The organism is Neorhizobium sp. 05N33, from assembly GCF_056397445.1.
Map to the genome: position 1 here is coordinate 30655 of NZ_JBFTNK010000020.1, position 23391 is coordinate 54045.

21 protein-coding genes are annotated in these 23391 nt (G+C 62.3%); 8 read left to right on the plus strand and 13 right to left on the minus strand.

Annotated elements, in window-relative coordinates:
- The first annotated feature begins 1 nt into the window (after window position 1).
- Complete coding sequence (locus AC1DLT_RS28300; protein ID WP_477488942.1) at window positions 2-1924, plus strand: hybrid sensor histidine kinase/response regulator; 1923 nt, start codon at window positions 2-4, stop codon at window positions 1922-1924.
- 107 nt (window positions 1925-2031) lie between these two features.
- Here AC1DLT_RS28300 and ccoS read toward each other — a convergent pair whose 3' ends face one another.
- The 12 genes from ccoS to AC1DLT_RS28360 form a co-directional block, all read right to left on the minus strand.
- Window positions 2032-2178, minus strand: coding sequence for a cbb3-type cytochrome oxidase assembly protein CcoS (gene ccoS / locus AC1DLT_RS28305; protein ID WP_007757373.1), 147 nt, complete (start codon window positions 2176-2178; stop codon window positions 2032-2034).
- Entirely contained in the window at window positions 2175-4466 is a 2292-nt protein-coding gene (locus AC1DLT_RS28310; protein WP_477488943.1) for a cation-translocating P-type ATPase, read from the minus strand. The genes ccoS and AC1DLT_RS28310 overlap by 4 nt, the downstream gene beginning before the upstream one ends.
- Complete coding sequence (locus tag AC1DLT_RS28315; RefSeq protein ID WP_051899915.1) at window positions 4463-4972, minus strand: FixH family protein; 510 nt, start codon at window positions 4970-4972, stop codon at window positions 4463-4465. The genes AC1DLT_RS28310 and AC1DLT_RS28315 overlap by 4 nt, the downstream gene beginning before the upstream one ends.
- A complete protein-coding gene (ccoG, locus tag AC1DLT_RS28320; RefSeq protein WP_477488944.1) occupies window positions 4969-6549 on the minus strand; it encodes a cytochrome c oxidase accessory protein CcoG in 1581 nt (526 codons plus the stop codon). The genes AC1DLT_RS28315 and ccoG overlap by 4 nt, the downstream gene beginning before the upstream one ends.
- Before the next feature lie 146 nt (window positions 6550-6695).
- Window positions 6696-7559, minus strand: a complete 864-nt coding sequence (gene ccoP, locus AC1DLT_RS28325; RefSeq protein ID WP_477488945.1) for a cytochrome-c oxidase, cbb3-type subunit III — start codon at window positions 7557-7559, stop codon at window positions 6696-6698.
- A gap of 2 nt (window positions 7560-7561) precedes the next feature.
- Window positions 7562-7714 carry a CcoQ/FixQ family Cbb3-type cytochrome c oxidase assembly chaperone gene (locus AC1DLT_RS28330; RefSeq protein ID WP_038549889.1) on the minus strand — a complete coding sequence of 51 codons (153 nt, stop codon included), beginning with the start codon at window positions 7712-7714 and terminating at the stop codon, window positions 7562-7564.
- A 12-nt stretch (window positions 7715-7726) separates the two neighbouring features.
- Window positions 7727-8458 (minus strand): cytochrome-c oxidase, cbb3-type subunit II, encoded by a 732-nt coding sequence (gene ccoO, locus AC1DLT_RS28335; RefSeq protein ID WP_477488946.1) that lies wholly within the window; start codon window positions 8456-8458, stop codon window positions 7727-7729.
- Window positions 8459-8470: 12 nt separating this feature from the next.
- Entirely contained in the window at window positions 8471-10096 is a 1626-nt protein-coding gene (gene ccoN / locus AC1DLT_RS28340; RefSeq protein WP_247137839.1) for a cytochrome-c oxidase, cbb3-type subunit I, read from the minus strand.
- Between the two features lie 137 nt (window positions 10097-10233).
- On the minus strand, window positions 10234-11292 hold the full coding sequence (locus AC1DLT_RS28345; protein ID WP_477488947.1) for an ABC transporter ATP-binding protein: 1059 nt from the start codon (window positions 11290-11292) through the stop codon (window positions 10234-10236).
- A gap of 6 nt (window positions 11293-11298) precedes the next feature.
- On the minus strand, window positions 11299-12090 hold the full coding sequence (locus AC1DLT_RS28350) for an ABC transporter permease (protein ID WP_477488972.1): 792 nt from the start codon (window positions 12088-12090) through the stop codon (window positions 11299-11301).
- Complete coding sequence (locus tag AC1DLT_RS28355; RefSeq protein ID WP_477488948.1) at window positions 12087-12911, minus strand: ABC transporter permease; 825 nt, start codon at window positions 12909-12911, stop codon at window positions 12087-12089. The genes AC1DLT_RS28350 and AC1DLT_RS28355 overlap by 4 nt, the downstream gene beginning before the upstream one ends.
- 90 nt (window positions 12912-13001) lie before the next feature.
- Window positions 13002-14042: an ABC transporter substrate-binding protein gene (locus tag AC1DLT_RS28360; RefSeq protein WP_038591776.1), complete on the minus strand. Its 1041-nt coding sequence runs from the start codon at window positions 14040-14042 to the stop codon at window positions 13002-13004.
- 267 nt (window positions 14043-14309) lie between these two features.
- Between AC1DLT_RS28360 and AC1DLT_RS28365 the strand changes: the two genes are divergently transcribed.
- The 3 genes from AC1DLT_RS28365 to AC1DLT_RS28375 all read left to right on the plus strand — a co-directional run bounded on the left by AC1DLT_RS28365 (window position 14310) and on the right by AC1DLT_RS28375 (window position 18078).
- Complete coding sequence (locus tag AC1DLT_RS28365; RefSeq protein WP_477488949.1) at window positions 14310-16184, plus strand: adenine deaminase; 1875 nt, start codon at window positions 14310-14312, stop codon at window positions 16182-16184.
- A gap of 123 nt (window positions 16185-16307) precedes the next feature.
- Window positions 16308-17411 (plus strand): NADH:flavin oxidoreductase/NADH oxidase, encoded by a 1104-nt coding sequence (locus AC1DLT_RS28370; RefSeq protein WP_477488950.1) that lies wholly within the window; start codon window positions 16308-16310, stop codon window positions 17409-17411.
- Between the two features lie 109 nt (window positions 17412-17520).
- A complete protein-coding gene (locus AC1DLT_RS28375) occupies window positions 17521-18078 on the plus strand; it encodes a nucleoside 2-deoxyribosyltransferase (RefSeq protein ID WP_477488951.1) in 558 nt (185 codons plus the stop codon).
- On the opposite strand, the gene AC1DLT_RS28380 is transcribed toward AC1DLT_RS28375, so the two are convergent.
- Window positions 18075-18803, minus strand: a complete 729-nt coding sequence (locus AC1DLT_RS28380; RefSeq protein ID WP_247136962.1) for a GntR family transcriptional regulator — start codon at window positions 18801-18803, stop codon at window positions 18075-18077. The genes AC1DLT_RS28375 and AC1DLT_RS28380 overlap by 4 nt on opposite strands.
- Before the next feature lie 240 nt (window positions 18804-19043).
- Between AC1DLT_RS28380 and AC1DLT_RS28385 the strand changes: the two genes are divergently transcribed.
- The 4 genes from AC1DLT_RS28385 to AC1DLT_RS28400 all read left to right on the plus strand — a co-directional run bounded on the left by AC1DLT_RS28385 (window position 19044) and on the right by AC1DLT_RS28400 (window position 23390).
- On the plus strand, window positions 19044-20135 hold the full coding sequence (locus AC1DLT_RS28385) for an ABC transporter ATP-binding protein (protein ID WP_477488952.1): 1092 nt from the start codon (window positions 19044-19046) through the stop codon (window positions 20133-20135).
- 36 nt (window positions 20136-20171) lie between these two features.
- Window positions 20172-21461, plus strand: coding sequence for an ABC transporter substrate-binding protein (locus AC1DLT_RS28390; protein ID WP_038547544.1), 1290 nt, complete (start codon window positions 20172-20174; stop codon window positions 21459-21461).
- Between the two features lie 173 nt (window positions 21462-21634).
- Complete coding sequence (locus AC1DLT_RS28395; RefSeq protein ID WP_477488953.1) at window positions 21635-22552, plus strand: ABC transporter permease; 918 nt, start codon at window positions 21635-21637, stop codon at window positions 22550-22552.
- Between the two features lie 19 nt (window positions 22553-22571).
- Window positions 22572-23390, plus strand: a complete 819-nt coding sequence (locus AC1DLT_RS28400; RefSeq protein WP_477488954.1) for an ABC transporter permease — start codon at window positions 22572-22574, stop codon at window positions 23388-23390.
- Window position 23391 lies beyond the last annotated feature (1 nt).

The following is a 23391-nucleotide window of genomic DNA, read 5'->3' on the forward strand; positions in this document are numbered from 1 at the left end:
CATGATCGGCAATACAGGACCCGAAGCCACGACGGAAAGCCAGCTCGATGCCGTCACTCTTCTTCTCGACGATGCCAATCTCATCGTCCATGGCGTGGACGGCATCATCAGCCGCTGGACGAGCGGCAGCGAGCAGCTTTACGGCTGGCGCCGGGAGGAGGCTCTCGGAAAGGTCGTCCACGATCTTCTGGCGACGCAGTTTCCCCAGCCGCTCGACGAGATCCGTCGTCACGTCCAGACCTATCATGCCTGGCAAGGCGAGGTCGTCCATCGGCACAAGAACGGCCGCATGGTCTTCGTGGCGACCCGCTGGGTGGGCGTCAATCCATCGAGCGACGGGCCTTCGATCATCATTCAAACGAACAACGATATCACCGAGATGAAAAGGGTGCAGAACGATCTTGCTGAACGCGAAGCGCATCTGCGCTCCATTCTGGACACGGTTCCGGAATCGATGATCGTCATCGACGAGGTCGGCTGCATTTCGTCCTTCAGCACCGCTGCCGAACAGCTGTTCGGCTACTCGTCCGACGAAGTCTGCGGGCAGAATGTGAAGATGCTGATGCCATCGCCCGACCGAGAAGCCCATGACGGATATATCTCGCGCTATCTCAACACCGGCGAACGCCGGATCATCGGTTACGGCCGCGTCGTGACCGGGCAGCGCAAGGACAAGAGCACATTTCCAATGGAGCTTTCAGTCGGCGAGGCCGTCACCAACGGCAAACGCATTTTTACCGGCTTCGTCCGCGACCTGACCAGCCGTCACAAGATCGAGGAAGAGCTGCGCCAGGCCCAGAAGATGGAAGCGATCGGTCAGCTGACCGGCGGCCTGGCGCACGATTTCAACAATCTTCTCACCGTCATCAGCGGCAATCTCGAAATGATGGAGAACAAGCTCGCGGATGCGGGACTGCTCGAACTGCTGCATGAGGCCCAGGGGGCCGCGGAAGACGGCGCCAAATTGACGGGCCAGCTTCTCGCCTTCGGACGGCGCCAGCCACTCAATCCGAAGCTTGCGGATGTCGGCAACCTCGTGTCCGGCTTCTCGGAACTTCTCAGGCGAACGCTCGGCGAAACGATCGAGCTTCGCACCACTGTGACCGGCGTTTCCAACGAAGCGCTGGTCGATGCATCGCAGCTCCAGAACGCGCTTCTCAACCTGACGCTCAATGCCCGGGACGCGATGCCGCGTGGCGGCAAGCTCTCGATCGAGATCTCCCGCGTCAGGCTGGATGTCGACTATGCGCAGATGTATCCCGATGTCCGTACTGGCGATTTCGTGCTGATTTCCGTTACCGACACGGGCATCGGCATGCCTCCCGACGTCAAGGACAAGGCTTTCGAGCCATTCTTCACCACAAAAGGCCTGGGCGCCGGAACAGGCCTCGGCCTCAGCATGGTTTATGGCTTCGCCAAGCAATCCGGCGGGCACATCCAGCTCTACAGCGAGCCGGGACAGGGCACGAGCGTCAGAATTTTCCTGCCGGTGGCGCACAAGGCGGAGGCGGCGGGTGCGCTTGCCGTCGAGGCTGGCTCGAAGCAAGCCTCCATTCCCGGCGGCAACGAAAAGATCCTCGTCGTCGAGGACGACCCGCGGGTCCGGCGCATCGCCGTGTCGCGGCTGACGCAGCTCGGTTACGGCGTCATCGAGGCCTCGAACGGCCAGGAAGCGCTGGACCAGCTCGGCCTGCACGACGGCATCCACCTTCTTTTCACGGATATCGTGATGCCAGGCGGCATGACGGGCGACGAGCTGGCGGCTGAAGTGCGCGCAAGACGGCCCGGCATGAAAGTGCTGTTCACCTCCGGCTACGCCGAGCCGGCGATCGCCGGGCGCGAGCTCGCCCAATCCGGTAGCTGGCTAAAGAAGCCGTATACCGCAAGGGAGCTCGCGGTGCGGCTTCGGGAACTGCTGGACTGAGTAGACTTCAAAAGGCTGCGTCTGCAGCCTTTTTACAATCGCTCGAGAAATGCCTGAGTGGCTGACGGCACCCGCGTCGAAGCCTGCGTTTGTCCAATACTCCTGATTCATTCCGGCGGATCGTCCTGCAGCACACGCCAGGAGGCGCCTTCGAGGTCGTCATATTGGCCACTCTTCAGCGACCAGAGAAAGGCGAAGAGGCCAAGACCGCCGAGGAAAAGCGCAATCGGGATGAGATAGATCAGCATGTTCATGCGATGCGGGCCTTACCGGGAGGAATTTTTGCTTCATTGTTGCTCTCCGCCGCATCGGCCTCGGCGGCGCTTCGCGATCCACTGAGCCGCAGGGCATTGGCGACGACGATGATCGAGGATGTGGACATGGCAACGGCGGCAATCAGAGGCGTCGCATAACCGGCCAGCGCGATCGGCACGGCGATGACATTGTAGCCGATGGCGAGCGCGAAATTCTCGCGGATCAGCCGGCCAGCGCGCCGCGAAATATCGATCGCCAGAGGCACTGCTTCGAGGCTGTCGTGCATGAATACGAAGTCGGCGGCCTGACGGCCGACATCCGCCGCCGTCGCCGGTGCGATCGAGACATGCGCGGCGGCGAGCGCCGGTGCATCATTGATGCCGTCGCCGACCATCAGCACCTTATGACCGCTTGCCTCGAACGAGGCGCAGAACTCCGCCTTCTGTCTCGGCGAAAGCTCCGCCTGCCAGTGTTCGAGGCCGAGGCGGATGGCGAGATCGGCAACCACCCGCCGCCGGTCGCCGGACAGAATGCCCGTCTCAAAGCCGCTGGCCGCAAGGGATGCCGTGACGGCCAGGACACCGGGGCGAAGCGAATCGTCGAAGCGGAAGGTGGCGATTTCCTCAGCGTCGAGCGAGAGAACCGTTTCAGTCACCGTATTGCCCGGGCTTCCGTCATCCGGCACCGACAGGGCGAAGCGTCGGTTGCCGAGGCGATAGACGCCTGCCGGCGTCACCGCTTCCAGGCCCCGACCGGGAATTTCGGTGACCGTTTCGAAAACCGTGACCGGGCCGGATACCGCCGCCGCCAGCGTCTGCGAAAGAGGGTGGCGCGAATGGACGGCGAGGCCGGCGGCCAGGGCAAGCTGCTTCCTGTCGAACCGCTCGACATCCAGCAGCCGCGGCCGGCCGAGGGTCAGTGTGCCGGTCTTGTCGAAGAGCACCGTGTCGATTTCGGCAAGCCGTTCCATGGCCGAACCATCCTTGACCATGATGCCGTTCCGGAACAGCCGGCCAGCCGCAACCACCTGCACCACCGGCACCGCAAGGCCGAGCGCGCAGGGGCAGGTGATGATCAGCACGGCGATGGCGACCAGCATGGCGTGTTTCCAGTCGCCGCCGATGAAGCCCCAGGCGAGAAAGGCGGTGAGCGCCAGAAGATGGACGGCCGGAGAGTAATATTGCGCCGCCCGATCGGCGATCCGACGGTAGCGCGCCCGTCCACCCTCGGCTGCCTCCATCAGCGAAATGACTTCGGACAGGAAAGAATCCTTCGCGGCAGCCGTCGCCTTCAGCACCAGCGAGCCGGTGAGGCTGAGCGTTCCTGCCTGTATCATATCCCCGACATGGACCGGCCTTGGAGCGCTTTCGCCGTTGACGATCGAGACGTCGATGTCGCTTGCGCCGCTCTCCACGAACCCATCCACCGGCACCCGCTCACCGGCAGCAATCGCCACCCGGTCGCCCGGCCGGATTTCGTCCACGGGGCGATACTCACGCGAGCCGTCCGGACCGATGATCGTGGCGCCGCGAGGCGACAGGCGCGCAAGACCGCTGATCGCGGCGCGGGCACGGTCGCGCATGACATGGTCGAGCGTGCGGCCGATCAGCAGGAAGAACAAGAGTGAGACGGTGGCATCGAACCAGGCCTGTTCGCCGTGATGCATGGTTTCCCAGAGCGACACCGCGTAAGAGAGCGTGATGGCGAGCGCGATCGGCACGTCCATATTGGTGCGGCCGCGGCTGAGCGCATTCCAGGCGGATTGATAAAAGAAGCGACCGCCATAGATCAGCGCCGGCGCGGCAATAAACGCCGATATCCAATGGAACATGTCGCGGGTCGAGGCATCAGCGCCCGACCATACGGAGACCGAGAGCAGCATGATGTTCGCTGCCGCGAAGCCGCAAAGGGCGACGGCGCGAATCAGATCGCGCTGCAGTTTTTCGCCAACCTCCTCGGCATTCGAGAAAAGATGCGCGTCGTAGCCTGTCGCGTCGACGATCGCCCTGATCAGCTCGACCGGATCCGTGGCGTCGTCTCCGGCCTTCTCCCGCCAGACGATCGAAACGCGCTTGGTGGAAAGATTGACCCGCGCCCGCTCCACCGACGGCAAGGCATTGAGCGCCTTTTCGATCGTCGCGATGCAGGTGCCGCAATGGACCTGTGGAACGCTGAGATCGGTCTGGCGCAGGCCGGGGCCGATCATCCGGCTGGACAGCGTCAATTCCTCGGAGGACGGAAGCGAATGACCCGAATATCCTTCGGCTCCGGGCGCGCAGCAGCTCATTCCGCTCTCCTCAAAACCGCGATCCGCTCGGCCTGATGCAGGATGCGCTTGCCGTTCCTGATGGCGCTCGCATCGACGATCCAATGGCCGGGCAGGATTTCATGGGTGGCGGCGAAGACACCCTTGGCGACGGGAACGAGGTCGAGTTCAAAATCCTGGTGTTCGCCGACCGGCCGCTTGAACTTGAGCGTCAGCGTATCGGCCGCGACCGGCCCGTTCTTCGGGTGGAAGACCTCGTAACGGACGTCGGAGCCGTCGATGGTGATGCGGCCGGTGACGCCGGTCGCCGTCAGCGTCCGCGCCTCGGCTGCCTTGCCATTGAACTGCTGGCTGGCGACATAGGTATTTTCCGCCACCAGTCCGCTCCAGCTGGTGACCGCGTTATAGGCCATGTAGAAATTGACCGAGATGATGGTGCCGAAAAAGAGCACCAGCACACCGAGCATATGCCAGCCGGTGAAGACGAAAGGTTTTGCTGGGATCGTATCCATTTTCGTCGTGCTCATTTTCTGGCTCCCGGCGTGTTGAAGACCGCTGAATAGCTGTCCTTTTCGTGGCTCGACCGATCTTCGGCGATGAAGTGGAAATCGGCGGCCTCGGCGGAAACTGCACCCTTGGGCAGGGTCACGAAGACTTTCAGGGCGAGCGTCTTGTCGGGCTCCACCTGCACCGCGAAAAGACGACCCGGAACATCCGTGATGCCGGAAATTTTCATCGTCGCTTCGGGCAAGCCTTCCATCGAAACCAGGATCGTGCGCGGCTCCGGGATCATGTTGAGCAGCCGGATCGTGTAGCCGTTGCGGATGGAACCGTCCGATTCCAGCACGAATTGCGGGTTGCGATCATGCAGCACGTTGACCTCCAGCCGGTCGCGCGACAGCAGCGCGAAAACGAGGCCGAGACCGACGGCCGACCAGACGCCGAAATAGATCAGCGTGCGGAGCCTGAAGATCACCCTCCAGTCGAAGTGGCGGATCTTGTCGATGAAGGAACCGTCCGGATTGCGCACCCGTACCGGGTCGATCGCCGTCGTGCTGCCGTTTGTCGCAAGCGCCATGTTGGCGTCGTATTCGTCGAGTGTCGCATATGCGATCAGGCCGCGCGGCTTGCCGATCTTGTCCATCACGCCGTCGCAGGCATCGATGCAGAGCGCGCAGGTGATGCAGGCCAGCTGCTGCCCCTCGCGAATGTCGATTCCCATGGGACAGACCGCCACGCAGGCATTGCAGTCGACGCAATCGCCGACCGGCTGCGCGGCTGCCGCCGCCTTCTTGGTATGCCGGCTGCGCGGCTCGCCGCGCCAGTCGTTATAGGTGACGACCAGCGAGCTCTCGTCCAGCATGGCGGCCTGGATACGCGGCCAGGGGCACATGTAGATGCAGACCTGTTCGCGTAGCAGTCCGCCGAGCACGTAGGTCGTGGCCGCGAGGGTGGCCACGGTCGAATAGGCGACCAGCGCCGCCTGACCAGTGACGAAATCGAAGGCGAGCGAGGGCGCATCGGCAAAATAGAAAATCCAGGCGCCGCCGGTCGCCACTGCGATCGCCAGCCATGTGGCGTGTTTGGCGACGCGCTTCCAGAGCTTGTCGAGGCTCCACGGCGCGGCGTCGAGCTTGATGCGGGCATTGCGGTCGCCCTCGAAGAACCGCTCGACGACCAGGAAAAGATCGACCCAGACCGTCTGCGGACAGGTATAACCGCACCAGGCGCGACCGACAGCCGACGTCACCAGGAAAAGGCCGAAACCGGCCATGACCAGAAGTCCTGCGACGAAGAAGAACTCCTGCGGCCAGATTTCGATGAAGAAGAAATAGAAGCGACGGCTCGCAAGATCGACGAGTACCGCCTGATCGGGTGCGAAGGGACCGCGGTCCCAGCGGATCCAGGGAGTGAGGTAATAGATGCCGAGGGTTATCAGCATCACCAACCACTTGAAGCGGCGGAAGCGCCCTTCGGCGCGTTTTGGGAATATCTTCTTGCGCTTCTCGTAAAGCGGGTTGCTCGGCGAATGCACGGGCTGGACATCGATCCGTTCGACGGAGGCGTCGCCGGGGCCAAGCGCGGGGGACGTATAGAGATTCATGGGACCAGTTCCTTTGGTCCATGTTTTCTCATCTCGGCGACGGCCACTCCTTGACGCAAGTCAACCGCGCTGATGTGATGAAACGGCCGCCCGCTGATGATAGACAGGCGGCCGTTCGTCAGATCGAACGGAGCAACCGTTTATTCTTACTCCCCGCCGCCGAGCGAGTGGATGTAGACAGTGAGCTGCTTGACGGCCACGTCGCCGAGGCGGCCTTGCCAGGCCGGCATGACGCCGTGTTTCGGGGCCTGGATCTGTCTGGCAATCTCCGCTTCGCCGTGAACCTTCAGCCAGATGGCGTCGGCAAGGCTCGGCGCGCCGAGGTCCCGTTTGCCCTCGGCCTTTTCGCCGTGGCACGCGACACAATTGTCGGCAAAGAGCTGTTTTCCGGGCTCGACCATCGATGGATCGCGCGGGGTTCCGGTAAGGCTCACCACGTAGGCGGCGACCTGACGCACCTCGTCCTGCTTCAGCATGTCGGTAAAGGCCGGCATTTCGGAGATGCGGGTCTCCCCGTCGGCAGGATCACGGATGCCATGGGCGATCGTCTGGTAAAGGGCGTTGATATCACCGCCCCAAAGCCAGTCGTCATCGTTGAGGTTGGGATAACCCCGTCCGCCGGTCGCACCCGTGCCGTGACACGGGGTGCAGTTGACGCGGAAAGCCGCGGCGCCGCCCGCCGTTGCGAACTGGTTGAGCTGCGGATCGGCGACGATGTTTTCCAGCGAAGAGGTCGAGATCTTCTCGAGGATGCCGCCCTGGGCGATCTTCGCACCATCGAGATCGGCGGCAAACTCGGCGCGGCTCGAATATCCGAGCAGGCCTTTTGTCGCATTGGTGAGGAGAGGAATGGACGGATAGGCGATCGCATAACCGATCGCCCACAGGATACAGGCGTAGAAGGTCCAGAGCCACCAGCGCGGCAGCGGGTTGTTGAGCTCGCGGATGCCGTCCCACTCGTGGCCGGTGGTCTCGATGCCGCTCAATTCGTCGATATGTTTTTCCGCCATATTCAATCCTCCTTCAGAGGGATTCGCGCGGCCTCGTCTGCAGAGGCTTTTCCGCCGGGGCGCAAGGTGAAGACGAGAACGCCGAGGAAGAACAGGGTCATGGCGAGTAGACCCCAGCTATCGGCGAAATGGCGCATGGCCGTGTAGAATTCCATCATCCTGTCCCTTCAGCGGTAGCCGGCGGCATCGTCATAGGTCGAGAAATCGACCAGCGTGCCGAGCATCTGCAGATAGGCGACCAGCGCGTCCATTTCGGTGAGGCTCTGGGCGTTGCCGTCGAAATCGCCGACCTTGGCCTTGGGATAGCGGGCAAGCAGACCGGACGTGTCGGCATTCGGATCCGCCTGGGCGGACAGATCCGCCTTGGCGCTCGCGATCATCTCGTCCGAATAGGGGACGCCGACGGCGCGGTTCGCCCTCAGATCCATGGAAACGTCAGCGATCTTGAGGGGCGTCGTCTTGAGGAAGGAATAGCTCGGCATCACCGATTCCGGAACGACGTCGCGCGGTTCGGTCAGATGCTGCACGTGCCATTCGTTCGAATAGCGGTCGCCGACGCGGGCAAGGTCGGGCCCCGTGCGTTTCGATCCCCACTGGAACGGGTGGTCGTACATGGATTCGGCCGCCAGACTGTAGTGACCGTAACGCTCCACCTCGTCGCGGAAGGGGCGGATCATCTGGCTATGGCAGACATAACAGCCTTCGCGGATGTAGATGTCACGCCCGGCCAGCTCGAGCGGCGAATAGGGCCGCATGCCTTCCACCTTCTCGATGGTGTTTTCGAGATAGAAGAGCGGTGCGATTTCCACGATGCCGCCGATCGAGACGACGAGCAGCGAGCCAACCAGAAGCAGGGTCGCATTGCGTTCGATGAAGTAATGTTTGTCGAGAATGGACATGGGTATCCCTCCTTATTCGGCCGGCTGGAGAGCGGCGGGGGAGACACCGCCCCGAACCCTCTCCTGCCGCTGGTAACCGAGGATGGTCATGGTGACGTTGAAGGCCATGATGAGCCCACCAGCGAGATACATGGCGCCGCCGACCGCACGCAGCAGGTAGTAGGGGAACATGGCCGCGACGGTTTCCGCGAAGGAATAGACGAGGAAGCCCTGGCTGTCGTATTCGCGCCACATCAGGCCCTGTTGCACGCCCGCGACCCACATGACGGCGGCGTAGACGACGATGCCGAGGGTGGCGAGCCAGAAGTGCCAGTTGACGAGGTCGAGGCTATAGAGACGCTCGCGGTTCCAGAGCTTGGGCGTCATGTAATAGACGGCGCCGAAGGTGATCATGCCGACCCAGCCGAGTGCGCCGGAATGCACGTGGCCGATCGTCCAGTCCGTATAGTGGCTGAGCGAATTGACGGCCTTGATCGACATCATCGGACCCTCGAAGGTCGACATGCCATAGAAGGCGATGGCGATGATCATCATGCGGACGATCGGGTCGGTGCGGATCTTGTCCCAGGCGCCCGAGAGCGTCATCAGGCCGTTGATCATACCGCCCCAGGAGGGCATCCAGAGCATGATCGAGAAGACCATGCCGAGCGTCTGCGCCCAGTCGGGCAGCGCGGTGTAATGCAGGTGGTGCGGGCCCGCCCAAATATAGAGGAAGATCAGCGCCCAGAAGTGGATGATCGACAGCCGGTAGGAATAGACCGGACGATTGACCTGCTTCGGCACGAAATAATACATCATGCCGAGGAAACCCGCGGTCAGGAAGAACCCGACCGCGTTATGCCCGTACCACCACTGGGTCAGCGCATCCTGCACGCCCGAAAAGGCCGAATAGCTCTTCACGCCGAGGAAGGAGACCGGGACCGCGAGGTTATTCACCACATGCAGCATGGCGATCGTCACGATGAAGGCGAGATAGAACCAGTTGGCCACGTAGATATGCGGCTCCTTGCGCTTCAGGATCGTGCCGAGGAAAACGACGAGATAAGCGACCCAGACGACGGTCAGGAAGAGGTCCACATACCATTCCGGTTCGGCATACTCTCGACCCTGCGTGATGCCGAGCAGATAGCCGGTCGCGGCCATGACGATGAAGAGCTGATAGCCCCAGAACACATACCAGGCGAGATTGCCGCCGAAAAGGCGGGCCCGACAGGTGCGCTGGACCACGAAGAGGGACGTGGCGATCAGCGCATTGCCGCCAAAGGCGAAGACGACACCGGATGTGTGCAGCGGCCGCAGGCGGCCGAAATTGAACCAGGGTTCGATGTTCAGGTCCGGAAAGGCAAGTTGGAGGGCGATGACGACGCCGACCAGAAAACCGACGACACCCCAGAAAACCGTGGCGATGGTGCCGTATTTCACCACCTCGTCGAAATATTCGGATTTTGACGGCAGGCTTATCGCAGACGCCCGCGGCGCGAAGGAAATCCTGCGCGTCAAAACGACCGTGCTGATCAGCAGCACGAAGAACAGAACCCACATATGGGCTGCAAACAGGCTGTCATGGGTATAAGCGGCGGCGAGCAACGCCAGGAAGGTGCCGATTGCCAGCCAGAGTGTTTCTGAGACGTAATTCATGGTCTTTGGCCTCACAGCGCAAATGCGCTGCCGGTTGAAGGATTGTGACCATGATGTGCTGACATACGGACCGCGCCGGGGGTTTGACCTGCGTCAACGCCCCGCCCAAACGGCTTCATGCTTATGCTATTACCGGCTCAGTCTTCCGGATCGAGGATGCAGCACTGTTCCGGCAGCGGCGCGAGGACCGCCCTTGCGCCAGCATCCAACGGGTCGGAAAGCGGCCCATTGGCGGTGATTTCGCCGGCAGCGGTTTCGCATTTGTATTGATAGGCACGACCGAGATAGGTGCGCGTCCCGAGCACCGCCGGAATGCCTTCGCCCTCGCGGCGGACCGCAAGCCCATCGGCGCGGCAGGCCAGGATGAAATCGTCCTTGATCGGGCCGAACAGGTCCTGGGAAAGATGAAGCCGCGTGCCGCCTGCAGCCTCGGCGGTGACGATGGCCGACTGGCGCTCAATGACCTTCATGCGGATCAGGTTTTCGAAGCCGACGAAGCGGGCGACGAAGGCGCTGGCCGGCTTCTGGTAGAGCACCTCAGGCGTGTCGAGCTGCAGGATGCGGCCGGCATTCATGATCGCGACGCGATCGGAGATCGAAAACGCTTCTTCCTGGTCGTGGGTGACGTAGAGCGATGTGGTGCCGTTGGCGCGCTGCAGCTGGCGGATCTCGACGCGCATGTCGATCCTGAGCTTGGCATCGAGGTTGGAGAGCGGCTCGTCGAACATCAAAAGCGGCGGCTCGATGACGAGAGCCCGGGCGAGCGCGACGCGCTGTTTCTGGCCGCCGGACAGCGCTGCCGGCAGGCGGTCGGCGAGCGGCGCGAGACCGACGCGCTCCAGCATCGCCATCGCCCGCCTGGCCCGGTCCGGTTTGGAAAGGCCACGCTGCTTCAGGCCGAAGGCGACGTTGTCGAGCACGCTCAGGTGCGGGAAAAGCGCGTAGTTCTGGAAGACGAGGCCGATATCGCGTGCATGAGCGGGGAGCGTCGTCAGATCGCGGTCGCCGAGCCTGATCCGGCCGCTGGTCGGCTGCAGGAAACCCGCCACCAGACGCAGCGTCGTCGTCTTGCCGCAGCCGCTGGAGCCGAGCAGCGACACCAGTTCACCGGCGGCAACGGAAATCGACAGGTCTTTCAGAACCTGGGTGGTTCCGTAGTGGGCGGAGAGGTTTTCGATGGTCAGAGATACGGTCACGGGAACCTACTTGGTGAGGAATGTGAGGCCGAGCGTCGCTTCGACGATCGCCATGACGCCGACGGTCACCAGCATCAGAAGCACGGAAACGGAAGCGATCGTCGGGTCGAAGAACTGCTCCATATGCGCGAGAATCTGGATCGGCAGCGTCGAAATGCCGGGTCCGGTCAGGAAGACCGAGACCGAGACGTCGTTGATGGAGGTGATGAAGGCCAGGATGAAGGCGGCGATGACGCCGGCGCGGATGTTCGGCAGCACCACGGTCATGAAGGTTTTGAGCGGCGGGCAGCCGAGGCTTCTCGCGGCCTCCTCGATCGAGAAATCGAACGAGGCGAGGCTGGCGCCGACGACCCGCACCGAATAGGGCAGGATGAGTAACGCATGGCCAACGACGAGGCTGACGAACACGGGCAGGCCGAGACCGATCGTGATCGACTTAAGGAGTGCGAAGCCGAAGACGATTTCCGGCACCAGGATCGGCAGCACGAACAGCGTCGAGAGCCAGCGGGGCAGCTCGACCCGATAACGATTGAGCGCGTAAGCAGCCGGAATGCCGATTAGCAGCGACAGGCCGGTACCGAGGATGGCGACCTGCAGGCTGGTAATCGCCGTGCGGCGGAAGGCCTCCATCTGGAAGATGTTGGCGAACCAGCGCAGCGTCAGCCCCTGCGGCGGGAAGGTCAGGAATGTCGTGTCGCTGAGGGCCGCGCCGACGATAATCACCAGCGGCGCGAGCAGGAAGAAGAAGACGAGAATGGCGAAAGCGCCAAGAAGGGGGTGAATACGCGTCGCCATCAGACCGCCATCGGGTTGAGCCGGCGTGCCATGCGGCTCATGATGAGCACGACGCCGATGGTTATGACCACCATGATGGCGGCGATCGTCGAGGCGCCGACCCAATCGAAGGTCACCATGGCGCGCTGATAGAGGAACGTGCCCATCATCATCTGCTTTTCGCCCCCGAGGAGCTGGGGGGTCGCATAGGAGGTGAAGCTGCCGGTAAAGACCAGCACCGCGCCGACGATGAGACCGGGGGCTGCAAGCGGCAGGATGACCTGAAGGAAGGTCGGGATCGGCCGGGCGCCGAGCGACGCTGACGCCTCGATCAGGTCACGCGGGATTCCCTCGAGCACGCCGACCAGCGTCAGGATCATCAGCGGCACGAACAGATAGACCATCGCGACGATGACGGAGCCTTGCGTGTAGAGCATCGACAAGGGCTCGCCGATCAGCCCAACCGACATCAGGACATTGTTGATGATGCCGTTCTTGCCGAGGATGATCAGCCAGGCGAAGGAGCGGACGACGACGCCGGTCAGCAGCGGAAACACTGCGGCGATGATCATGATGCTCTTCAACCGTCCCGGCATCTGGGCGATGACATAGGCGGTAATGAAACCAACGACCAGCGAGATGCCAGTAGTGATCAGGGCGATCTGAAGGGTGCGGTAAAGGACTGCCATGCGGAAGCCGCTCTTGAAGAAGGCCGCATAGGTGGAGAACGGCCCGCCCGCCTCGCCGAAGGTGGTGGCGATCGTCAGAACGACGGGGATGACCAGAAGCAGGACGACGGCGATCGTCGCCGGCATCGTCAAACTCCATCTGGCAAACTTGTTCATCGACAGTCTCTCTCAAAGGCAGGAGCGCCGCGTTGATAGCGGCGCTCCGTTTGCATTTCAACCATGTGGCCGGTCAGGCGACATCCGGGATTACTTGCCGAAAACCTCGTTCCAGCGGTCGATCCAATCGGTCTTGGCGGCGTTCATCTTGGCGTAGTCGACACGGCTCAGGCTGGAAACCTGATCGGCACCGTAGGTCCAGATCTTCGCCTGGTCCGGCGTGAGCTGGACCTTGGTGGAGATCGGCGCATCGACGCCCTGTTCGGCTTCCTTCTGCTGCACGTCCTTCGACAGGATGAAGTTGATGAACTGGTGGGCCAGTTCGACATTTGTCGAACCCTTCGGGATGTTGACGGTGTTCAACGTGGCGATATCGCCATCCTTGAGCTTCGCCCAGGTCATGGTCTTCACCGCCGCCTGCATGGAGGCGAGCGTGAAGTCCTGGCCGATTGCGACGCGCACTTCGCCGGTCGAGATCAAATTCACCAGTTCGGAGCCGGTATTGTAGTTCTTGACGACGTTCGGCTTCAGGGCTTCGACGGCTTCGAAGGCCTTATCGGTGCTGGCATAAGGATCGACGCCCGCATGCTTGCCGGCCTGCACAACGACCATCGGGCCGGCGGTGGTGGTGATGCCCGGAAGCGAAACCGAGCTCTTCAGGTCCGGGCGCCACAGATCGTTCCAGGAGGTGACCGGGGGGTTCACCTTGGCCGAGTCGTAGACGAGTCCGATACGGCCGATCGTATAGGCCGGGCCGTATTTGCCCTGCGGCGCGCGGCCGAGTTCGTAGATTTCGGAGAGGTTCGGGATCTTCGCGGGATCGACCGGCTGGAACAGGCCCTGCTCGATGCCGAGCTGCGAGAAGCTGTCTGTCAGGTAGATGACATCGACGCCCTTGCCGTCACGCAGCTTCAGCTTGTTGAGGCGGTCGGCATTGTTGCCGGTTTCGAAAACGATGTCGCAGCCGCAGATCTTCTTGAACGGATCGATGATGTTGGCGGTCATCTTCTCGCCGTTATAGCCCCACCAGGAAATAGTGAGAGTCTTCGACTGGGCGCTTGCCGTTGCCGTGCCGCCGAGCGTCGCCAGGAGAGCAAGGGTTGCCAATTGGGTGAAACGAGTGGCCTTCATGAGGCGGGGTCCTTTTGCGAAAGCGGCGTTGATGCTCCCCTGGGGCACCCCCGGGAATTGAGGGCGATACTATTTTTTGAACGGCCCGCCCGCAAGCCCAATTATTAGGCATAGGCAGTCAAGACCCAAATTTCTTTAGGCTTGAACCATCTCATACTGGAGGTTGATTTCGGGCATCAGGCGGCAGCCGATGCACGGTTGCGATGGTTTACACATCCGGGCATCGTCTTTAGGGTCCGGCGACCAGAACCGACAGGCATTCCTCCGATGACAGTTTCCGCTCTCCTCCCCGACGACCTGCTGATCAACGCGGCCGACGAAGTCCGTATCCGCCAGGACCTGGTGCTGACCGCGCTTGGCAAACGGCCGGCGGACCGGCTGCTGAGGGTTGGCAGATTGCTCGACGTCCACAGCAGGACCTGGCTCGAGGATCAGGAGATCGTCATCAAGGGACGGCGGGTCGCCTATATGGGACCGGCGGGCGGTTTTGCAGGCGAGGTGGCGGAACGTAGCCACGAGCCCGATCTCTTCGCGGTGCCGGGTTTCGGCGAGGCGCACAAGCATATCGAAAGTTCCCACCTGACGCCGGAATGGGAAGCGGCGCTCGTGATGCCGCACGGGGTCACCTGGACGTGCGAGGCGAGCCACGAATTCTCGAACGTCAACGGCGCCCGCAACCTGGAATTCTGGCTGGAAGCCCGCCGCCGCGGCTCGCCGATGAAGATCTTCCCGCTGCCGGGCTCGGCCGTGCCGCCGACGGCCTATGAATGGGGCGGCGGATATTTCGGTTATGACGAGCAGAAGCAGTTCATGAGCGAAAGCCTGATGGTCGCCGGCCTCGACGAGGTCATGGACTGGCCGTCGATCTCCGATCCCTCAAACCCCTCCTACGACCGGCTCTGGGGCATGATCGGCGCTACCTTCGAGCAACGCGGCGTGGTCGAGGGCCATGGCGCGGGTCTGCGCGACCTGGCCTCGATCAACGCGTTTGCCGCCGCGGGCCTTGCCTCCGATCACGAAGGATGGTTCCTAGATGAGATCTGGCAGAAGCTGCAGCACGGGCTGTTCATCGAGCTTCGGCCGCATTCGCTGCCGGAGGTGATCAAGGGCCTCATCGAGAAAAACCTCGCCGACTGGTCGCAGGTGGCCTTCGTCACCGACGACCGCAGCGCCTCCGATACGCTGAAGATGGGCGCGACGGACTACAATGTCCGCCTTGCAATCGAGAACGGCCTTTCGCCGGAAATCGCCATCCAGTGCGTAACGCTCAACCCGGCGCGGCATATGCGGCTGACGCCCTGGGTCGGATCGATCGCGCCTGGCCGTTTCGCGGATATCGTGCTGCTGGACGATGTGCAGAAGCTGTCGATCGCCAAGGTCTGGGCGGATGGCACGCCGGTTTCGGAAGGCAGGATATTTACCGGCGCGCGGCCGAAGATCGACTGGCCCGAATGGGCGACCAAGACGGTGAAAATCGACCGCCAGGTGACCGCCGCCGATTTCCGCATCGAGGTGCCGGCCGGTCGCGCCACGGCGAATGCCGCCCTGCTGCGGCCCTTCCACTGGTCGGACGATTTCATCACCATGGAACTGCCGGTCAGGGATGGCGCCGTCCAGCGCGACCATGACCGCAACGTCACGAAATTCTCGATCGTCGACCGGTTCTCCGGCGAGGCGAAAGTGTCAAAAATGTTCTGGCTCGGCACCGGACCGCGCACGCCGGATACGGCGCTCGGTTCGACGCTCGGGCATGACAAGCACAATATCTGGGTGGTTGGCTCCTCGGACGAGGCGATGGCGATGGTGGCCAATGCGCTCGCCGAACAGCAGGGCGGCTGGGTTCTGGTGTCCGGCGGCAAGGTGATCGCCCGCGTCCACTACGAGGTCGGCGGGCTGATGACGGCGCGCTCGGCGGAGGAACTGGATGCGGAAATGCAGGCGCTCTACAAAGCCGGCGAGACGATCGACTGGATGTACGAGCCGACCTTCTCGCCGCGCTGGTGGCCGGGCTTTCCGGAGAGGCTGTCGTTTGCGACGCTGACCTGTTCGCCCTGGCGCTGGGTGCTGGTGGCGCCGTCGGAACGAGCGCCGGAGGGGTTCGTCAACGTGCTCACCGGCGAAACCCATCCAGTTGTCTGGTAGTAGGCCGCTCTCGTCAGCGTGACTTGATGAGGCCCGGCCGATTTGCCAAAACCGCTGGGATCGATTTCAGGCGTCACCGATCCTCCCGCCTCGGCGCCATCGATCGCGCAAAGGAACTCAATCATGGCCCAACCGACACTCTTCACGCCCTTCCGCGTCCGCAATCTCGAACTCTCGAACCGCATCGTCATCGCGCCCATGTGCCAATATTCGGCCGAGGACGGCTGCATGACCGACTGGCACCTCATTCATCTCGGCCAGCTCGCGCTCTCCGGCGCAGCGCTTCTGACAATCGAGGCGACCGGGGTCACCCCGGAAGGCCGCATCACCTATGCGGATGTCGGGCTTTATGACGATGCGACCGAGGCGGCGATGGGCCGCACGATCGACAGCATCCGCAAATGGTCGGACATGCCGATCTCGGTGCAGCTCGCCCACGCCGGCCGGAAGGCTTCGACCGACAAGCCCTGGTTCGGCGGCAGCCAGATCGCCCCGGATCACCCGAACGGCTGGCAGACCGAGTCGGCCTCGGCGATCCCCTTCAATCCGAAATACGTGGCCCCCGTCGCGCTCGACAAAGATGGATTGAAAAAAGTGCGCGACGCCTTTGCGGCTTCCGCGGTCCGGGCGGCAAGGATAGGCCTCGATGCGATCCAGATCCATGCGGCGCATGGCTATCTGCTGCACCAGTTCCTGTCGCCGCTCTCCAACCAGCGCACCGACGAGTACGGCGGTTCGCTGGAGAACCGGGCGCGTTTTCCGCTCGAAGTTTTCGACGCCGTGCGCCAGGCCTTCCCCTCCGACAAGGCGGTGACGGTGCGCGTCTCGGCGACCGACTGGGTCGAGGGCGGTCTCGACATCGACCAGACCATCGCGTTTGCCCAGATGCTGGACGAGAAGGGCTGCGATGCGATCCATGTGTCGAGTGGCGGGCTGCATATCGAACAGAAAATCCCGCTCGGCCCGAATTATCAGGTGCCCTTGGCACGTGCCGTCAGGGCTGCGGTGAAGATGCCGGTTGTGGCGGTCGGGCTGATCACCGAACCGACCCAGGCGGAAGCGATCGTTTCGACCGGCGACGCGGATATCGTCGCGATCGCCCGTGCGGTGCTCTACGATCCGCGCTGGCCCTGGCATGCCGCGGCGGAACTCGGCGCCCAGGTGAAGCCGGCACCACAATATCTCCGCTGCCAGCCTTCGCAGCTCAGGGACCTGTTTACCTCCTGAGGGCTCAGGCCTCCTCGGCTCAAGCGGTCGGCCGGCGCATTCTTACTCGCAATGCGCCGGACAGGACGTTATGGAACATTGGTGCTGACCGATTCATCAAAGGATTTTCATGCCCACCATCTATCTCGCCGGCCCCGAAGTATTTTTGCCCGATGCCCAGGCCGTGATGGGCGAAAAACGCCGGCTTGCCCGCAGCTTCGGTTTTGAGCCGACCGGTCCCGGCAGCGATGAGAACCAGGCGCCGGTAGGCCAGCTGACGGCAGCCGCGATCTACCAGCGCAACGACGGCGCGATGCGGCGCGCGGATGTCTGCCTTGCCAATATCACGCCGTTTCGCGGCATCAGTGCCGATCCCGGCACCGTCTATGAAATCGGCTTCATGATCGCGCTCGGCAAACGGGTCTGGGCCTATACCAACCATCCCGACGACTATGGCACGCGGGTGCGGTCGATCTGGTATTCCGGGCTCGATATCGACGAGAGCAGCGGTCGTCCTCGCGGCCCGGACGGGCTGTCGATCGAGAACCATGGCAAGGCTGACAATCTGATGATCGATGTCGGCATCGAGGAAGGTGGCGGCCGGGTCATTCGCGCCGCGGCACTGCCAGCCGATCCCGAAAGGGACCTGGCCGCTTATACCGAGGCCTTGCGACACTTGCGCGGTTAGGCGAGCGACAAAGCGTCCTTAAGGCCAAGACCCTGCTTCAGCTGAAGATCGAGATCGGCTTCGATATGGTCGATGTGGTGGATCATGAGCTTGGCGGCGCGCTCGCCATCGCCCTTTTCCAGGGCGTCGAGAACGGCGCTATGCTCGGCATGCCCACAGCTCGACACGCCGGAACGGCCGTAAAGCGCGATCACCAGCGACGAACGCGCAACCAGCTCATCCATGAAACGCTGCAGGATGACGTTGCCGGCAACGGAGGCCAGCATCAGGTGGAAATCACCGGAGGCCTTGATCTCGGCGCGCCGCGCAGCCGGACCACGTTCGTTCAGATACCGCTCTTCCTCGTCGAGCTGACGGCGGAACTCCGCGATATCCTCGGGCGTGATGCGCTCGACCGCGGCTGCGACGATGCCGGGTTCGATCAACCGGCGGGAGGCAAAAATCTGACGCGCTTCTTCCGGAGACGGATTGGAAACGAAGGCGCCGCGATTACGCTCGGTCTTCACCAGGCCTTCGAACGCAAGCATCTGCAGCGCGGCGCGGGCAACCGTGCGGCTGACGTCGAAAAGAGAGCCGACTTCGCTTTCCGACAGCTTGGTGCCGGGCGCAAGACGCCGATCGATGATCGCGTTGCGCAAAGTTTCCCGGATCGCCATGGAGCGATCTTCCGGGGAGCGATCCTCGGGCGTCGTATCGGTAAGATTGATCTTTTCGCTGATATTCATTGCTGCGGTCCAATGTACGGCCTTTGTAACCCGAGTGTCTACAGGATGCCAAGCGACTTGTTTTTGATCCAATGGCAAGATTGCATACGATTTGCCCAACGGATCGAAAACGATCGCCTGATTTTTGCGCACCGGCAAAACTTCGCCGCTGACCCTTTCAGGTAAATTCAAGTCTTTCCGGACGTTTAATCAAGTTGGCATGGCTGATGCATAACAATATCAGACGCAAGGGAGCGCCTGATGAGCAAAGCCGCCGAAATCGACATCGCTTCAGTCTCTAAGATCTACGGAACAACCACTGCCGTTCATGCGATCAGCCTGAAGATTCCCGCCGGAACCTATTGCTGCCTGCTCGGGCCTTCCGGCTGCGGCAAGACCTCGACGCTTCGGATGATCGCCGGGCACGAGAGCATCTCCTCAGGCGACGTCCGCCTCGGCAATACCGTCGTCACCGACCTGCCGCCGGCGAAACGCGGCACGGCGATGATGTTCCAGTCCTACGCCCTCTTTCCGCATCTCGACCTCGTCGACAATGTCGCCTTCAGCCTCAAGATGAAGGGCGTCGACAAGGACGAACGGCGCGCCAAGGCGATGGACATGTTGCGGCTGATGCAGCTCGAAGCCTATGCGACCCGCCGCCCGGCCCAGCTCTCCGGTGGCCAGCAGCAGCGCGTGGCGCTTGCCCGGGCGCTGATCACCGATCCGGAAGCGCTGCTTCTCGACGAGCCGCTTTCGGCGCTCGATCCTTTCCTGAAGATCCGCATGCGCGCGGAACTGAAGAAGCTGCAAACCTCGCTGGGCATCACTTTCGTGCATGTGACTCACAGCCAGGAAGAGGCGATGGCGCTCGCCGACCTGATCGTCGTCATGAACGACGGCCGCATCGAGCAGGCCGCCCATCCCCGCGTGGTGTTCGAAAAACCGGCAACCGCCTTCGTCGCCAAGTTCATGGGCGACCACAACGTCATCTCCGGCCGGGTGACGCAGAGCTCCGGCGAGAAGCTGATGCTGTCAGTGCCCGCCGGCGGCGATTTCCTCGCCACCGACGATGGAGCCGCCGGGCTGACCGACGTGGCCGATATCGCCATCCGCACGGACCATGTCCGTATTGGCCAGCCTTCCGAAAAAGGCCTCGGCTTCACCGGTTCGGTCTCCAACGTCGAATACCGCGGTTCCTCGGTGAAGCTCTCGGTCAACGGCGCCGGGATCGAGGATTTCACCGCGATCCTGACCGATGCTGAATTTTTCGCCAATCCGGTCAAGGTCGGAGAAGCGATCCCGCTTTCCTGGGGCCGCGAGGACGCCATCGTCCTCGGCCGCCTCAAGAACTGATGCCACCAAAAAACTCAACCAGAGGAGAACAAGGCAATGACTGAGACCAAGAAACCAACAAAGGGCATTTCGCGCCGCACGCTTCTGAAGACGGCGTCCGCTGCGGCCGGTCTTGCCGCCGGCTCCGGCGCCATCACCGGCTTCCCGACCATCTGGGCGCAGAACCCGATCACGCTGCGCCAGTTCGGCACCGGCGTTTCGAACCTCAACGCGATCGCCGAGAAGTGCAAGGCCGACCTCGGCATCACGCTCGAAATGACCGCGACGGACTCTGACGCGGCCGCCCAGCGCGCCGTCACCCAGCCGAACTCCTACGATATCGCCGATATCGAATACTGGATCCTGAAGAAGGTTTATCCCGCCGGCGTCATCCAGCCGATGGACACGACCAAGCTGAAATACTACGACAAGATCGTGCCGCTGTTCAAAAACGGCAAGCTGAAGCCGGACAGCGTGATCGCGCAAGGGACCGCGCCGCACACGGTGGGTTACGTCGCAAAACCCGGCGACAAGACCTTCGCCAAGGAAGAAACCAAGTGGTTCACGATGGTTCCGACCATCTACAACGCCGACACGCTCGGCATCCGTCCGGACCTGGTCGGCCGCGAGATCTCGACCTGGGCCGACATCATGGACCCGAAGTTCAAGGGCAAGGCCTCGATCCTCAACATCCCGTCGATCGGCATCATGGATGCCGCGATGATCATGGAAGCCATGGGCAACATCAAGTATGTCGACAAGGGCAACATGACCAAGGCGGAAATCGACAAGACGATCGATTTCCTGATCAAGGCCAAGCAGGCCGGCCAGTTCCGCGCTTTCTGGAAGTCGTTCGACGAGAGCGTCAACCTGATGGCGTCTGGCGAAGTCGTCATCCAGTCCATGTGGTCGCCGGCTGTCGCCGCCGTCCGCTCCAAGGGCATCGCCTGCAAATATCAGCCGCTCAAGGAAGGTTACCGCTCGTGGGGCGGCGGTCTGGGCCTTGCCGCCCATCTCTCGGGCGCCAAGCTCGACGCTGCCTATGAATATATCAACTGGTACACGTCCGGCTGGGTCGGCGCCTATCTCAACCGTCAGGGCTACTACTCGGCCGCGATGGAAACCGCCAAGGCACACATGTCCGCCGACGAATGGGGCTACTGGATCGAAGGAAAGCCGGCCAAGGGCGATATCGTCGCTCCGGACGGCAAGATCATGGAAAAAGCCGGCGCCGTGCGCGATGGCGGCTCCTTCGAAGAACGCATGGGCCACGTGGCCTGCTGGAACTCGGTGATGGACGAGGACCGCTACATGGTCCGCCGCTGGAACGAGTTCATCGCGGCGTAAACAAAGTTGCCCCTCACCCTAGCCCTCTCCCCGCTCGCGGGGAGAGGGGACGTGCCCCAAGCAGGCACTGAAGAGGACCGAGCGGCTTACCACTAGTCTCCTTCTCCCCGTCCCGACGGGGAGAAGGTGCCCGGCAGGGCGGATGAGGGGCAAACCCAGGGAGACATCAAGACATGGCGACGATCGCATCATCCGAGCCGGAAACGGCCAAGGCCGAGGACACAAAGCCCCGGAGCTTTCGTCTGTCGCCGGCGCTGATCTCCTATCTCCAGGCGACGCCGTTGGCGCTGATCCTCGGCGCCTTCCTGCTGCTGCCGATCCTGATGATTACAGTCGTCAGCTTCTGGGACTACGATTTCGCCCAGATGTATCCGGATTTCCTGTCGATGAACTATGCCGAGACGCTCGGTTCGTGGGTGACCTGGAAGACCTACCTGAACACGTTGAAATTCGCCTTGCTGGTCTGGGCGATCACGCTGTTCGTCGGTTTCTGGGTCGCCTATTTTCTGGCCTTTCACATCCGCACCACCGCAATGCAGATGGTGCTTTTCCTCGTCTGCACGGTGCCATTCCTGACATCCAACATCATCCGCATGATCTCGTGGATTCCGGTGCTCGGGCGCAACGGCCTCGTCAACACGACGCTGATCAATGCCGGCATCGTCCCAGAACCGGTCGAATGGCTGCTCTATTCGGATTTTGCCGTCGTGCTCGCCATGGTGCATCTCTATACGCTGTTTATGGTGACGCCGATCTTCAACACGCTGATGCGCATCGACAAATCGCTGGTCGAAGCCGCGCGCGACGCCGGTGCCTCCAGCACCCAGATCCTCACTAACGTCATCATTCCGCTTGCCAAGCCCGGCATGGCGATCGGCACCATTTTCGTGGTGACGCTTGTCATGGCGGATTTTTCGACGGTTCAGGTGATGTCGGGCGGCCAGAGCGCTTCGGTGGCACTGATGATGAAAAACCAGATGTCGCTGCTTCAATACCCGGCAGCCGCCGCCAACGCGGTCGTGCTGCTTGTCCTCGTTCTCCTGATGGTCGCAGGCATTCTTCGCATCGTCGACATCCGCAAAGAACTTTAGGAAAAAGGAGAGCTCCGAGATGCACAGCGACACGCGCGGCCGCGAATTCTACATCCTCGCCATCTTCTTCGCCATTTTCGTGCTGTTCCTCTATGGCCCGCTTTCGGCGATCCTGATCCTCTCCTTCCAGGGACCGAACGGCGGCCTCACCTTTCCGCTGAACGGCGTGTCGCTGCGCTGGTTCGCCAACCTGTTCGAGACCCAGGCGGTCGGCGATTTCGGCGGATCGTTCCGCCGTTCCGCCATGCTCGGCATCATGGTGATGATCGTCACCGTCGTCGTCTCGCTGCTGGCGGGCCTCGCCTTCCGCCGCCGCTTCATCGGCTCCACCGCTCTGTTCTATCTCGCGGTCGCCAGCCTCGTCGTGCCGTCGATCATCATCTCGCTTGGCATCGGGGTCGTCTTCCAGCAGCTCGGTTTCCAGCCCTCCTGGTATACGTCCGCCTTCGGTGCACACCTCACCTGGACGCTGCCGTTCGGCGTCTTGATCATGTTTGCCGTCTTCAACCGCTTTTCGCCGGCCTACGAAGAAGCCGCGCGCGATCTCGGCGCCTCGCCCTGGCAGACCTTCCGCCATGTCGTGCTGCCGATGATCGCGCCGAGCCTCATCGGTGTCGGCCTGTTCGGCTTCACGCTGTCCTATGACGAATTCGCCCGCACGCTGATGACGGCGGGCTCGTTCAACACGCTGCCGCTCGAAATCTACGGCATGACGACCAATGTCACGACGCCGGTGCTCTACGCGCTCGGCACCGTGACGACGGTATTCTCCTTCCTCGTCATCGCCGGCACGCTCGGCCTGATCGTCCACCTCAATCGCCGCCGCCTGCAGTCGTGAA